Annotated in this window: 17 protein-coding genes; 7 read left to right on the forward strand and 10 right to left on the reverse strand. The window is 67.3% G+C overall.

Annotated elements, in window-relative coordinates; genetic code table 11:
- Positions 1-73 precede the first annotated feature (73 nt).
- The 3 genes from ACQR0U_RS07855 to ACQR0U_RS07865 all read left to right on the forward strand — a co-directional run bounded on the left by ACQR0U_RS07855 (position 74) and on the right by ACQR0U_RS07865 (position 1,663).
- On the forward strand, positions 74-280 hold the full coding sequence (locus ACQR0U_RS07855; protein ID WP_315712292.1) for a hypothetical protein: 207 nt from the start codon (positions 74-76) through the stop codon (positions 278-280).
- A 106-nt stretch (positions 281-386) separates the two neighbouring features.
- The gene (locus ACQR0U_RS07860) at positions 387-794 is read left to right on the forward strand and encodes a hypothetical protein (protein ID WP_315826828.1); all 408 of its coding nucleotides are present in this window, start codon (positions 387-389) and stop codon (positions 792-794) included.
- 194 nt (positions 795-988) lie between these two features.
- Positions 989-1,663 carry an HAD family hydrolase gene (locus tag ACQR0U_RS07865; protein ID WP_434872112.1) on the forward strand — a complete coding sequence of 225 codons (675 nt, stop codon included), beginning with the start codon at positions 989-991 and terminating at the stop codon, positions 1,661-1,663.
- Between the two features lie 10 nt (positions 1,664-1,673).
- On the opposite strand, the gene ACQR0U_RS07870 is transcribed toward ACQR0U_RS07865, so the two are convergent.
- From ACQR0U_RS07870 to ACQR0U_RS07885, 4 genes are all read right to left on the reverse strand, one after another.
- Positions 1,674-2,510, reverse strand: coding sequence for an HD domain-containing protein (locus ACQR0U_RS07870; RefSeq protein ID WP_315712295.1), 837 nt, complete (start codon positions 2,508-2,510; stop codon positions 1,674-1,676).
- A 340-nt stretch (positions 2,511-2,850) separates the two neighbouring features.
- Positions 2,851-3,240: a cytochrome C gene (locus ACQR0U_RS07875; RefSeq protein WP_316194141.1), complete on the reverse strand. Its 390-nt coding sequence runs from the start codon at positions 3,238-3,240 to the stop codon at positions 2,851-2,853.
- Positions 3,230-4,114, reverse strand: coding sequence for a hypothetical protein (locus ACQR0U_RS07880; RefSeq protein WP_315712299.1), 885 nt, complete (start codon positions 4,112-4,114; stop codon positions 3,230-3,232). Before ACQR0U_RS07880 ends, ACQR0U_RS07875 begins: the two co-directional genes overlap by 11 nt.
- A gap of 221 nt (positions 4,115-4,335) precedes the next feature.
- Positions 4,336-4,518, reverse strand: coding sequence for a hypothetical protein (locus ACQR0U_RS07885; RefSeq protein ID WP_315712640.1), 183 nt, complete (start codon positions 4,516-4,518; stop codon positions 4,336-4,338).
- 207 nt (positions 4,519-4,725) lie between these two features.
- On the opposite strand from ACQR0U_RS07885, the gene ACQR0U_RS07890 reads away from it, so the two are divergent.
- Both ACQR0U_RS07890 and ACQR0U_RS07895 read left to right on the forward strand, forming a co-directional pair.
- Positions 4,726-4,959 (forward strand): DUF6894 family protein, encoded by a 234-nt coding sequence (locus tag ACQR0U_RS07890; protein ID WP_315712301.1) that lies wholly within the window; start codon positions 4,726-4,728, stop codon positions 4,957-4,959.
- A 145-nt stretch (positions 4,960-5,104) separates the two neighbouring features.
- The gene (locus ACQR0U_RS07895) at positions 5,105-5,488 is read left to right on the forward strand and encodes a hypothetical protein (RefSeq protein WP_315712303.1); all 384 of its coding nucleotides are present in this window, start codon (positions 5,105-5,107) and stop codon (positions 5,486-5,488) included.
- Positions 5,489-5,501: 13 nt separating this feature from the next.
- On the opposite strand, the gene ACQR0U_RS07900 is transcribed toward ACQR0U_RS07895, so the two are convergent.
- The 4 genes from ACQR0U_RS07900 to ACQR0U_RS07915 form a co-directional block, all read right to left on the reverse strand.
- Positions 5,502-6,428: a 2-hydroxyacid dehydrogenase gene (locus tag ACQR0U_RS07900; RefSeq protein ID WP_434872119.1), complete on the reverse strand. Its 927-nt coding sequence runs from the start codon at positions 6,426-6,428 to the stop codon at positions 5,502-5,504.
- Entirely contained in the window at positions 6,425-7,723 is a 1,299-nt protein-coding gene (locus tag ACQR0U_RS07905) for an ArgE/DapE family deacylase (protein WP_315751741.1), read from the reverse strand. The genes ACQR0U_RS07900 and ACQR0U_RS07905 overlap by 4 nt, the downstream gene beginning before the upstream one ends.
- Before the next feature lie 40 nt (positions 7,724-7,763).
- Entirely contained in the window at positions 7,764-9,053 is a 1,290-nt protein-coding gene (gene gabT / locus ACQR0U_RS07910) for a 4-aminobutyrate--2-oxoglutarate transaminase (protein WP_316192638.1), read from the reverse strand.
- Between the two features lie 120 nt (positions 9,054-9,173).
- Entirely contained in the window at positions 9,174-10,061 is an 888-nt protein-coding gene (locus ACQR0U_RS07915) for a LysR substrate-binding domain-containing protein (protein WP_315712307.1), read from the reverse strand.
- 376 nt (positions 10,062-10,437) lie between these two features.
- Between ACQR0U_RS07915 and ACQR0U_RS07920 the strand changes: the two genes are divergently transcribed.
- Positions 10,438-10,686, forward strand: a complete 249-nt coding sequence (locus ACQR0U_RS07920; RefSeq protein ID WP_315712308.1) for a hypothetical protein — start codon at positions 10,438-10,440, stop codon at positions 10,684-10,686.
- Positions 10,687-10,755: 69 nt separating this feature from the next.
- Here the strand turns inward: ACQR0U_RS07920 and ACQR0U_RS07925 are convergent, their stop codons facing one another.
- Together ACQR0U_RS07925 and ACQR0U_RS07930 are read right to left on the reverse strand one after the other, a co-directional pair.
- The gene (locus tag ACQR0U_RS07925) at positions 10,756-11,346 is read right to left on the reverse strand and encodes an NADPH-dependent FMN reductase (RefSeq protein ID WP_315826823.1); all 591 of its coding nucleotides are present in this window, start codon (positions 11,344-11,346) and stop codon (positions 10,756-10,758) included.
- A gap of 128 nt (positions 11,347-11,474) precedes the next feature.
- On the reverse strand, positions 11,475-11,711 hold the full coding sequence (locus tag ACQR0U_RS07930) for a hypothetical protein (RefSeq protein WP_315712310.1): 237 nt from the start codon (positions 11,709-11,711) through the stop codon (positions 11,475-11,477).
- Between the two features lie 363 nt (positions 11,712-12,074).
- On the opposite strand from ACQR0U_RS07930, the gene ACQR0U_RS07935 reads away from it, so the two are divergent.
- Positions 12,075-12,533, forward strand: coding sequence for a hypothetical protein (locus ACQR0U_RS07935; RefSeq protein ID WP_315751744.1), 459 nt, complete (start codon positions 12,075-12,077; stop codon positions 12,531-12,533).
- Positions 12,534-12,981 lie beyond the last annotated feature (448 nt).

Consider the following 12,981-nt stretch of genomic DNA (forward strand, 5'->3'; position numbering starts at 1 on the left):
TCGATCCACTTGTGGCGACGCGGCTTTCCGAGCTAAGGAACTGCGCCTGACAATGCGCATCCCCGAGGGGTTCATGAGCCTGACCGATCCGACCGTCCTGTCCGCCTCCGACCTCGCAGACCGCATCGCGATCCTGCGCGACAACATCCGCCAGATCACCGAGCAGGCCGCCTCGCAGTCGGGTGCCGCGGACGAGGAGCGCAACGCCGACCGCCTCGCGCAGCAGAGCGAGGAGCTCGACGTTCTGCTCAAGGAGCAGGAGCGGCGGCTGAACAAGTAGCCGGCGCCCCCTTCGATCAATTCGCGCGTGCTGCACTGCGCTCGTTGTTGCCCGCGCTTCGCCCACAGGCTAGCCTCGCCGAAAACAAGCGGGAGGTAGCCAGAGAATGCGAAACGGTCTGCTTTACACGTCAACCCTTGCGGCATTGACCATTGCGGCATTGCTGGCGGCCCTGACACCGGGCAGCGCCGAGCCACGCCACATGTATACGACCATGGTGCTGGAGGCGTTCGCCACCAAGGTCGAATGTCCCGGTGTCGATGTCGTCTATCAGGATCTGGTCCAGAAGGCGCAGGACATGAAGATGCCTGACGGCACGACCGAGAAAGTGCGCAAGGCGATCGCCTATATGCACACCGGCGGCAAGATGGGCGAGAAGCAGGACGACGAGCTGATGGCGGAGGTCGCCGTCGCCACGCAGGCCATCGACATGGATCAGCGCCGCCTCGGCATGACGAACTGGTGCGAGGAGCAGAAGAAGACGCTGGCCGGCTTCATCCGTCCCAAGGGCTGACCCCGGAGCGGCCGCGAGGCTGGCGGAAAGACCTCGCGGCGCGTTGCCGGCAATGGCCGAATGACGCGCCGGTCGTCGACCAGCGCACCGCCATAGCGGGCACCGGCACAGCCCTGCGGCGGGCAGGAACCCGGATGGCCGCTGCCGCTTGGCCTTGAGCTGCTACGCAGCAGACATCCAGCCCGGAGCGAGCCATGTGCATCGAAACCGCCTTCCTGTTCGACCTCGACGGCACGCTGGTCGACAGCGTCTATCAGCACGTGCTCGCCTGGAAGACGGCGCTGGATGCCGAGAACATCGAGCTCTCGGTCTGGCGCATCCACCGCAAGATCGGCATGAGCGGCGGCCTGTTCACCAATCAGTTGCTGCGCGAGACAGGTTTTGCCATCGAGTCCGAGCGGATCGAGCGGCTGCGGAAAGCGCATGCGGCGGCCTATCAGAAGCTCGGAGGCCAGGTCCGGCCCCTGCCCGGCGCCCGCGAGCTGCTGGGTTTCCTGACCGATGCCGGCATCCCCTGGGCGATCGCGACCAGCGGCAGAATGGAAACGGCGGCCGTCAATCTCGCCGCGCTCGGCGTCGACCCCAAGACCAGCGCCGTCGTGACCCGCGACGAGGTCCGCTACGCCAAGCCTGATCCCGATCTGTTTCTCGCGGCCGCCGCCCGCCTCGACGCGCCGATCGAGCGCGCGGTCGTGATCGGCGACAGCATCTGGGACATGCTTGCCGCAACCCGCTGCCGGGCGCTCGGCGTCGGCCTGTTGAGCGGTGGCTATGGCTCGGAGGAATTGCGCCAGTCCGGCGCCATCCGCGTCTACGAGGACCCGGCCGACCTGCTCGACCACATCGACGAGGTCGGCGGCCGGCGTTGACTCCAGCCAGTCAACTCTGCGGGCCCGACAGCGAGATGTCGCGTTCGGCGCGGAACACGTTGGCATAGAGGTTGGCGATCCACTGGCGCCCCGTCGATGTCATGTTGAGATAGCGGATCTCGGTCTGGATGTGCGGGGCGACGCTGTTCCAATAAAACTGCGGATAACGATTGACGATGTCGGCCGGTGACTCATAGCCGAGCTGCCGGTTGATGCCGACCTCCTCGAACTCGTGATACAGCGCGTTGGCCTTGCGGATGTAGTTGGGGTCGCCGAGCTGGCCGATCAGGTCGGCGGCGCGCACGATCGACTGCTCCTCGTCGAACTGCTGGCCGGCGAGCGGCGGAAAGCGCGTGCCCTCGATGGCGCGGGCGATGCGGTCCTTGTCCAGCGGCGCCATGCCTTCGATGCGGTTGATCACGTACAGCTTCGAGCGGTCGACGTGATACGGCATCAGGCTGGCATCGGAGGAGCCGCGCGGCAGGCAGATCTTGCGGCCGCCGCGATCGACGACGAAGCCATTGACATCGTCTTCCCTGAACAAGCCGCGGACATAGCCGATGTCGTGAAGCAGGCAGGCCAGGATGACGTGGACGTAGTCGTCCGCCGTCATGTGGCTGTGCAGCGCACGGCCGCGCAGGATCTCGTGGCCGGCCAACGTCACCAGCAAGGTGTGCTCGACGTTGTGATACAGCGCATCGCTGTTGCCGATGCATTCCAGCGCAATGCGCGCAGCTGCCGGAAGCATCTCCGTCAACTGGGTATGAGACGATCCGAAACGGCGTCGCATATAGGAGCTGAGGAAACGCTCCAACGCCGCTGCCGCGAGCTCCGGTAAGGTCATCATCGCCGCTGCCCCGCCTCAGACAGCCCAAACACAACGTCAAAAGACATAACGCCCGAAAACACAATCACGATAACGCGGCTCGTGGCACGACTGAGACGTCACGATGATCCGGCTCGGGACGGCCAGCTTCGCACGGACACGCGCGAGATCGGCCTCCCGGAGGCGTCGAGCACCTTGGCCGACGAGCATAGCCCAGGTCGAGGATATCGGCCACACCCGGACGGGCACACACCGGAAAACTGCGGGCCGAGCGGCTGCACCTGAGCAGCTCAAATTCGATCGCCGCGGCCCGTTCACCTCACGTGACGAGAGAGGCGGAGCGCGACGTGCAGCGCGATCGCTAACGTCCCCGCACCGGCAGCGGCGGCCGCGGCGGTCGTGTCTCACCACGATGGGCCGGGCGCCGCGAAGGGGGACGGCGGGCCGGCGCGGCTGCCGGCGCATCGACCGACTGCAGATAGGTGCTCAAGGCCGACGCGGCGTCGTCGCTGCTGGTGTAGTGCTTCTGCAGGAACAGATAGAGCGTCAGGCGAAAGCGCCCCTTGGCGAGCCCACGTGCCGAGCGATGACAGGTGGCGCAGCTGTCCGCAAACAGCCGCGCACCGGATTTGCCGGCATCGAGATTTTCCGCCCGTGCAGCGCTGATGACAATCAGCAGCAGCACGGCCGATCCAACGAGCTTCAGCCGCGCTCCGGCGCGCCTGCGCGCTTGGACGCGCTCAGGCGACATCAGCCTGCGGGCTTTCCTCGGCCTGCGCACCCAGCGCATCGAGATCGACCAGCGCCGGATCGTCGGGCATCGGCTCGCTCTGCTGCTGTCCGCCGCCATGGACGTGCATCAGCGTCTGGACCCGGCGCGCGTTGAGATAGTCGACGTGCTGATGCGCCAGCGCCAGCGGCAACAGGGCCTTGGGCAGCGCCGTCATGGTGAACGCGGCGACGCGCTTCACCTCCTCGCCCTCGCGCCAGGTCAGCGGGCTCAGCGTATAGATCATCTGACGGTCGGTCTCGGGCGCGGGCAGTTGCCGCGTCTCGGGCGGCGCCAGCAGGGCCACGTTGATGTTGCCGGCCCGCGTGCGGCTTGCGGCGGCGCGCAGCTCCCAGCAGATCAGCTCCGCGGCGGAGAGCACCTCGCGGCGGATGTCGTCGACATCGGACGCGAAACGACTGGCCTCGCTCAGCGCCGCGCGGCCGCGCGTGACCGCATCGACGAGCGCCGCCGCACCGATTTCGAAGCGAGGAACCGCCTGCTCGATGGCGGTGGCGACGGCCTCGATGTCGTTGGCGGCGCGGTCGCGGTCGCGCTGCGCCACCGCGTCGGCGAAGGCGCGCTCCGCCAGGATGATCTGCTCGTCGCATTCGGCGACGGATGCGCGCAGCGCCTTGGCCTTCTGCTCGACGGCCTGCATCTTGGATTCGGCACGATCGAGCTGCCCGTTGCTGGCGCCGGCCTTGGCGAGCCGCTCCGCGACGACGCGCTTCTCGTCCAGCGCCGCCTCGGCCACGCGGAGACGGTCCGTCAGCCGCTGCCGCGCGGCCTGCTTGTCCTTCAGCGCACGCTCGAAGATCTCGACGGGGCTCAGCTCACGCTTGAAGAAGACCATGGCAATAATCCCTGGACGGCGGGCGCGCCGGCAACGTTGGTCAGCGGCGAATCCACTGCCGAATCATGTTGCCCGATTCTTGCGTGGAAAATGGGTCGGAAACCAGGATGAGATGCGGCACACGTTCCCTTGACGGAACGTATCCACCGCCGGCTGGTGCGGAGCAGAGTCGGCGGATCCGACGGACCGCGCGGCGATATTCGGTAAAATGGAATCCGATGTCAGCTCTGATGCGGACCGCGCATCATCCTCATGGCGTCCGCGATGTGGCGCCATTCGCGGGCCTCCTCGGCCTCGCCACTGGCTTCGCATTGCTGCGCCTTCTGCGCAGCCTGCGCGACGGCCGAGGCGCCGTGCATCTCGAGCATCTGCCGGGCGATCGCGTGGATCTGGACTTCAGACATCATGTCGAGCTCCTGTCGCCGGATCGAATGGTTCGCGACAACTTCCTCTGCGCCGATGCGTTCCGTGAGCTGGATCACTGCACGTCCGGTTCCACCGGCCCAGACTGCGCCCCGTAATTTACCTTACGTGATCAATCCGATTTCGCGCGCGCCGCCACGCTGTTACTTCTGACTGAGATTCGCCGGAGGGCGATTGAGGAGACGGACATGACGCAGGTCTTCTTCCACTGCTCCAATCCCGATGAGTTCCTCGTCGATCGGCGTGGAACCGCGGTCATCGATCTCGCCGAGGCCTGTGATCACGCCGAGCGCGTCATGCAGTCGCTGATCTCGTCCGAGAGCGAGGAGGATTGGCGCGACTGGGTGCTGCACATTTCCGACGATCTCGGCGAGGAAATCATCGCCATGCCATTCACGTCGGTGCTCGGCCCGATGCATTGAACGGAGCTGCGCACTGCGCCCTCCCCGGCGCTGAGACATTGTGTCCGCATTAGGGTTACCGGCTTCCTTACAGGTTCCGCTCCTCGCATTCTTCTCGCCACATTTGTCCGCCATTTCGGCGCTGTTGCGACGGAGGGGACATCTCATGACCAGACTGCTGACGGCCGCGGCCTTGGCGCTGACATTGACGGCATCGGCGGCGATGGCCGACGAGCACCGCGGCGGCGATGCCGCACTGGGCGCCTTGTCGGGCGCCGTCGTATTTGGACCGGTCGGGGCCGTTGCCGGCGCCGTCGTCGGCTATACCGCAGGTCCTTCGATCGCGCGCTCCTGGGGCTTCCGCCGCTCGCGTGCAGCCCGGTCGCAGCAGGTTCGGCGTCCGGTCAGGGACAGCCAGGCTGCGATGACCGAGTCTCAGCAGCAGCCGCAGGCCGCGCCGCGCAGCGCACCCCCGCCTGCACGGACCGTCGCTGTCGCTCCGCCGGCGCCGCGCGGCCCGGTCGCGCCGCCGGTGCAGACACTCGAGTAGACACGCTGGTAAATCAGTAGCCGCGGGCGCGATCGACGACGTTCCGCAACGGCTCTCCGCGCAGCAACCGCCGCGCATTCTCCGCGACCTGCTGCGCGATCACCTCCCAGGAGGCGATCGCCGCCATGTGCGGCGTCACCAGCACGCCCGGCTCGCGCCACAGCGCATCGTCCGCGGGCAACGGCTCATGTGCGAAGACATCGAGCACCGCGCCGCGCAGATGGCCGCTGCGAAGCAGCGCGACCAGATCCTCCGTCGCCAGGTGCTCGCCGCGGCTGCACAGGATCAGCGCGGCGCCCTTGGGCAGCCGGCCCAGGCGCCCGGCATCGAGCAGGCCCTCGGTCGAGGCCGTCAGCGGCAGCAAGCAGATCAGGATCTCCGTCTCGCCGAGGAAGGCGTCGAGCGCATCGGCGCCGCCATAGGTCCGCACACCGGCGAGCGCCTTGGGCGAGCGCGACCACGCGCTCACCGCGAACCCCAGCTCGACGAGACGGATCGCCGCCGCAAAGCCGAGCTCGCCGAGACCGAGAATGCCGACCCGGCGGTCCTTCGCGGCGCGCTGCTCGTAACGCCGCCACACGCCGTTGCGCGCATTGCTGACGACGCGATCGAAATCGCGGTGGAAATACAGCGTCCCCCACAGCACGAACTCGGTCATGGCCGCGGAGATATCGGGATCGACGATCCGGCACAGCGGCACGTCCGGCACGGTCGGATCGGACAGGATGTTGTCGACGCCCGCTGCGATCGAATGGATCAGCTTCAGCTTCGGCATCGCCGCCAGCGCGCCGGGCTCCGGCTTCCAGCACACGGCAAGGTCGGCGTCGCGTGCCGCCGACTCCGGCCATGACGCGACGGTCACGCCCGGCAGCTCGCGCGCGAGCAGCGCCTGCATCGGATCCATCAGTCCGGGACGGCTGAGGAGCGCGACCGTGATCATGCCGGCCGCAGTCCGCACCATTGCGCGACGAACATCGCGATCGACAGCGTGGTCTTGCGCACGCTGTCGAGATCGACACGCTCGTCGAACGCGTGCGGACCGATGCCATAGGGCCCGTAGCACAGCGCCGGGATGCCATAGTCGACCTGATAGTAGCGGGTGTCGTTGACCGCCGTAGAGAGCCGCACGTCGAGCGGCTTCTCGAATACCCGTGCATGTACCTCGGCCAGCGCCGCCTCGGCGGCGCTGCCGGGCTCGCACACCGCAGGATCGGCCTGGAAGCCGCTCCACACCAGCTCGACCGGATTCTCCGACAGGAAGCTGTCTGCGGCCTGCGCCTTCGCGAGACACTGCTCGATGCCGGCCATGGCCTGCGCCGGCGTCTCGCCCGGCAGCACGCCCAGCCGGCAATCGAGGTCGCACCAGGCCGGCGTCGAGCTCGCCCAGTCGCCGCCCTTGATGATGCCGACGTTGAACTTGATCGGATCCTTGACCGCAGCGAACCAGGCGTTCGACTTGGCACGCGCGTTGATCTCTTTCGTGTGCTCCTGGAAGGCGCGGATCAGATGCATCGCCGAGAGGATCGCATTGGTGCCGGTCTCGGCATAGGCAACGTGGACCGGCGTGCCGCGGACGCGCAGCCGGAACCAGATCGCGCCGACCTGCGCGCGGGTCAGCGTGTGGCCGGTCGGCTCCGGGATCAGGCAGGCATCCGCCGTGTAGCCGCGCATCAAGGTCGAGAGCGCGCCGTTGCCGGTGCTCTCCTCCTCGGTCACGGTCTCCAGGTGAATGCGTCCGTCCGGCACGAAGCCGGCGGCCTTGATCGCGTCGAGCGCGAAGATCATCGCGGAGACGCCGGCCTTCATGTCCTGCGCGCCGCGGCCGATCATCCAGCCGTCGCGCACGATCCCCTCATAGGGTGGATCGTCCCAGAGATCGGTCGGCCCTTCCGGCACGACGTCGATGTGGCCCTGCAGAATCAGGCTGCGGCCCTTGCCCGCGCCGTCGAGCGTCGCCACCACCTGCTGCGAGCCGTCGAGCGCGATGCTGTCCATCGGCGCCGCCTTGGGATGGCGCATCAGGTCGACATCCTCGAGGCTGAAGCGGTCGACCTGATAGCCGCGGGTCGCGAACTCGCGAGCCAGCCAGTCCTGCGCCGGCGCCTCCTCGCCACGCAGGCTGCGGAACTGGACGAGTTGCTGCAGGAAGGCGACCTGCTTGGCGAAGTTGGCATCGACAGCGGCGGCGAGCCGCTCCATCACGTCATTCGGCACAGCCGCCGCAGCGTCGGTCACGTCTCAAACCTCCAGCCTTCCAGTTCACCTCGGCCACGCGTCAGGCGGCCAGGCACTTCTCCAGGATCGCGAGCCCTTCGTCCACGATCTCGTCGGACGCGGTCAGCGGCACCAGGATGCGGATGGTGCTCGCGGTGACGCCGCAGGACAACAGGATCAGTCCGTTCTCGTGCGCCACGCGGGTCACGCGCTTGGTCATTTCGGAATCCGGCTCGTCGCTGCCGCGCTGCTTCAGGATATCGAATGCAACCATCGCGCCAGGACCGCGCGGCCCGGAAACCGGAACCAGGTTGTTGGCGCGCGAGAAGCGCTCGATCGCCGCGCGCAGCCGCTCGCCGATCGCATTGGCGCGGTCGAGCAGCTTCTCCTGCTCGAACACGTCGAGCACGGCGAGCGCCGCCGCGCAGGCCAGCGGATTGCCGCCATAGGTGCCGCCGAGGCCGCCCGGCTCCGCGGCGTCCATGATTGCGGCACGTCCGATCACGCCGGACAGCGGCATGCCGCCGGCGAGACTCTTGGCGACGCAGATCAGGTCCGGCTGCACGTCGTAGTGCTCCATCGCGAACATCTTGCCGGTTCGGCCGAAGCCGGTCTGCACCTCGTCGGCGATCAGCACGATGCCATTGCTGTCGCAGATGCGGCGCAGGCCGCGCATCAGGTCCGGCGGCGCCTGGTGGAAGCCGCCCTCGCCCTGCACCGGCTCGATGATGATGGCCGCGACCTGCGAGGCGTCGATGTCGGCCTTGAAGATGAAGTTGATGTAGGACAGCGTATCCTCGACCGTCACGTTGCTGCCGGAGATCGGGAACGGCGCGTGCCAGACGCCTGGCAGCGGCGGCCCGAAATGCTTCTTGTACGGCATCACCTTGCCGGTCATCGCATTGGCGAGCGCGGTGCGGCCGTGGAACGCGCCGGTGAAGGCGATGATGCCGCTGCGCCCCGTGGCCGCGCGCGCGATCTTGATGGCGTTCTCGGTCGCCTCCGCGCCGGTCGTCAGCAGGATCGACTTGGCCGGCCCCGAAATCGGCGCCAGCGCGTTGAGCCGCTCGCTCAGCCGCACATACGGCTCGTATTGCAGCACCTGGAAGCAGGTGTGGGTGAAGCGGTCGAGCTGCGCCCGGATCGCGGCAACGACATGCGGATGGCAGTGGCCGGTGTTGAGCACCGCGATGCCGCCGGCAAAGTCGACATAGCGCTTGCCCTCGACGTCCCACACCTCGCTGTTGAGGGCGCGGTCAGCAAACAACGGCGTCGCATAGCTCACGCCCCGGACGACGGCCTCGTGTCGTCGCGCCAGCAGGTCTTCGTTCGCAGCCGAATTCGCAACCATGGCTCAACTCCTCGTGGGAAAATCGAGCCGCAGGCTACGCCGAGAGCCGTCGCGATCAATCAGCTTGTTCCCGACGACAGGTGCCTGCAATGCACCGGACCCAGCGGGACGAGCGCGCAGCTACGCGGCGAGCACATTCTTCAGCCAAGCCCGCAGCGCGACGATCGCGGGCTCGTCCCAGCGCTCCCGCAGCGCGACGAGCTGATAGGCTCCCATGTGGAGTGCCGAGGGGATCACCTCGACCAGCGCACCGCTGCGCAGATCATCGGCGACCAACACCTCGTTGGCGAGCGCGACGCCCTGGCCGAAGCGGGCGGCTTCGATGGCGAGATGCGCGTGCCACAGCCGCTGACCGCGCAACGTGACCGGCTCCCGATACCCCGCCAGCTCGAACCATTGCTCCCATTGCGCGGTGGATTCCTCGTGGATCAGCGAGGCCCTGGCGAGGCCCGGGAGTGTCGCGATCGCCGGAAACCTTGCCAGATAGGCCGGGCTTGCGACCGGGAATACGCGTGGGCGCACCAGCTCCTCAGCGACCAGGCCGCCGCTCCGGTCGACCGCTTCGGCATAGACGATCTCCGCATCCGCTTCGCCGCGCTGCAAATCGGGGTGCGCCAGCGTCGGCTGCAGATTGATGTCCCAGTTGCGCGGCGGGCCGCTCAGCTCGGGCAGCCGCGCCAGCAGGCGGCGATTGGCGAGGCCCGGAATGCACCAGATGTTCAGGGTCGGACGCGCCACGGGCCGCACCGAGATTGTCGCGCGGGCGATGATGTCGAAGGCCTGGCTGACCTCGGCATGAAACTGACGTCCGGCCTCGGTCAGCGCGAGGCCCCGCCCCTCCGCCCGCACCAGCGCCACGCCCAGACTGCGCTGCAGATTTTGCAGATGGCGCGAGACCACGGTGTGGCTGACCGCGAGCTCGTCGCCGGCGGCGCGCACGCTGCCCTTGCGGCCGACGGCCTCGAAGGCACGCAGCGCGATCAGGGAGGGCAATCGGGGTCTCGTCATGCTCGCACAGTTCTCAGCCTGCGCGATCTCCCTCCCGCCCTGAAGCGGAACCGCCGCGATCCGTGATCGCGCGGCTGATGTCGGAGCGCCGGCTGCCATGGCGGCGTCCGTTGTCCGCACAAGGCGTTCCGGGCGGAGCGCCGCATCGCGGTCACGAGGGCGCTTGCGCGCGTCACGCCGCTCTTAGCGTCAGCATTGGCGCAACGCCAGCCCAGAGAAAGCCACGCGCGCGGCCGGGAGCTCCGCGGACGTCTTAACGAGGCAGGCCACGTCGCAAACGATCCTTAAGCCTCCCGCCATGGCAGGCGCCATTTGCCTAAAAGTTTCCACAATTCGACTTTGAATCGAGAGTGCTTCGAGCAGGAGAACCCCCAAGATGCGGATCAGCCAAATGATCTACGTCGGTTCGCTGGCAGCCCTCGTCGCGACGGCCGCCCCCGCACTGGCGAAAAGCTCCCAGACGCCCAAGCCGGATGATCAGACCACGTCGTCCCTGCCGTGCCGCGCCTACCAGCAGGCCCCCGACGGAACCTGGATGGAGCGGCCATGTCAGGGCCAGGGCGCAAGCGCCCCGGCGCGTCAGCGCGCGGTCACCAACGGGACCGGCAGCGCCGAACAACGTTAGCGGATCTGGTTCGCGGACGTGGCGCAAGAGCCGGAGCGCTTGCGCTCCGGCCTGCACTGATGCCCGCGCTCAGTAAGGTGGCGCCCGGCGCGCCCGCTGCTCCCTGCCCGCCTCGACCCACCACAAGAGATCGTCGGCAAAACGCGGAAACGCGCGTTCCAGCGACTGGCCGGAATCGCCGGTCGGCCTGCCGTCGGCGGACAGCGCCTGACCGATCGGGCCGACGGCAAGCGTGCTCGACACCACCACCATGCCCATCTCCGACAACGTGCCGTGCCACGCCGTGGCGGCCCGGGCCCCGGAGAGCCGGCCGGCGGAATAGCTCGCGATCGCCGCCGGACGCCAGAACCATTCCTCGAGAAAGTGGTCGGTGAGGTTCTTCAGTCCCGGCTGCATGCCCCAGTTATATTCGCCAGTGACGAACACGAAGCCGTCGGCGGCACGGATCTTGGCCGCAAGCTCGGCCATGGCCGCTGGCGCCTGGCCGGGCGGATATTCCTTGTACATGCGGTCGAGCATCGGCAGGCCGACCGCCTTGGCGTCGATCAGCTCGACGTCCTGGTCCTTGGCGCGCAACCCGTCCACGACGAATTGCGCGAGCCGGATGCCCATCCGGTCGGAGCGATAGGAGCCGTAGAGGACGAGGATGCGGAAGCTCATGGCGGGTCAACTCCTGGCCGGACGATCCGCGCCAGACTACCACGCCGTCATGTCATGGAGGTCATTATGGTCACGCCGCAGATCGATGGACCGGCGGCGCGTGGTTGCAGAAACGAGACGAGGCAGGCTCAGCGCGTCACCGTGGCCGAAGCGGAGCGCTCGGATGGCCGGCCGAACACGCTGCGGCAGCCGTCGCTGAGGCTGGCGCGCTGCTTCATCATGCAGGCAATGATGCGGTCGCGATCGGGAATCTCCGACGAGCACAGCCGGAACACGTCGCCCGTGCACAGCCGCCGCTGGTCGTCCTCCGTGAAGGCATGGCCCGCGCGCGGGCTGGCGACCATCGCCAGCGCAAGCCCTGCCATCGCCACATTCCAATTCCGCATCCTGAACAGATGAGTTCGCATCGCCGTCCCCAATTCGCCCGCTGTTTGTCCGGTTCACCCGCTGCTTTCGCTGATGTCGCGAAGCAGTTGCCGCCGCAGAATCAAATGATGACACGTCGCGGCGCGCCTTCAACAAGCGCTCTCGTTCCTGCACCACAATTTTGCGGCCTGTTGCATCTTCGACTCCTTTTGCGCTGCCGGAACCCGTGAGACGCCGCCAAATTGTCATTAGGCGAACGCAATCCGGCCCAGCCGCGCTCACACTCTCACGGCGTAGTGGCGGCGTCCTGATGGTGCTTCGGACCATCACGTGTCCCGAGTTCAGGTGTGGGAGTCAGGTTCATGGCGTACACGATGGTGGCTGAGCGGGAGCAGCAGACAATCCGCAAGCAGCGCGAAAGCGCCCTCATCGTTCTCGCCAACGCACAGGTGATGGAGGCGGAAGGCTGGCAGGTCGTCATCACCGACGAGGACGGCAACAGCATGCCGCTCGCCGAGTTCGAAGCTGGCATCTCGCAGAAATTTTCGTCCTGGTACAAGGCCAAGCAGCGGCCGGTGGTGCCCACCACCATTCCCGCCCCCAACCTGTTCTCGACGCCGGCCAATGACGACGCCGGGCCGGAGGCCGTCGTGGCCGCCGAACTCGCCGCCGAGCAGGTCGAGACGGCCGAGGTCCAGGAGGCTCCTGTCCAGGAGATCGCCGAGGACGATTTCGAAACGGCCGAGACCGCCAACGCTCCGACGGCCGAGAAGGCCGAGCGCGAGGAGATCGCGCTCGACGCCGCCGAGATGGCCGACTGACGCTGCGGCCGCGCCGCAGCATCAGCGAGAGTCACTCGCCGCCTTCGTAGAACAGCTCCAGCGGCAGCCCGGCCTGGGCCTCGCCGATCCATTCCCGTGCAATGATGTTGGACGGCCCAGCGCGTGCATCGCGGCATGCAGGCGAAGACCATCCCCGGTCGTTTCGCGTGGCGCGGATCGAGCGTGCTTCGGCCTGTCGTCGCTTCCTCGCGCGATCAGCGTGCGCCGGGCGACTAACAAACATGTTCGCCCCGCGGCTCTCGGTCGAACAACGATCATCGGAACGAAGCGACCATCTGCCCGTCGGGCAAATCAAGGCGCATTTCCATCTCGCGGCGTCACCTCCAGGGCCTGAATCGGCAGCAACGGCGGTGCGCGCGGAAACGATTTTCCGCAGGCCCATCAAGCTGATTTGGCCTGTCCAGTCCCGCCGCCAAAAATATTCTGC

This window comes from Bradyrhizobium sp. HKCCYLRH3097 (assembly GCF_051167875.1).
In the GTDB taxonomy this organism is placed as follows: domain Bacteria; phylum Pseudomonadota; class Alphaproteobacteria; order Rhizobiales; family Xanthobacteraceae; genus Bradyrhizobium.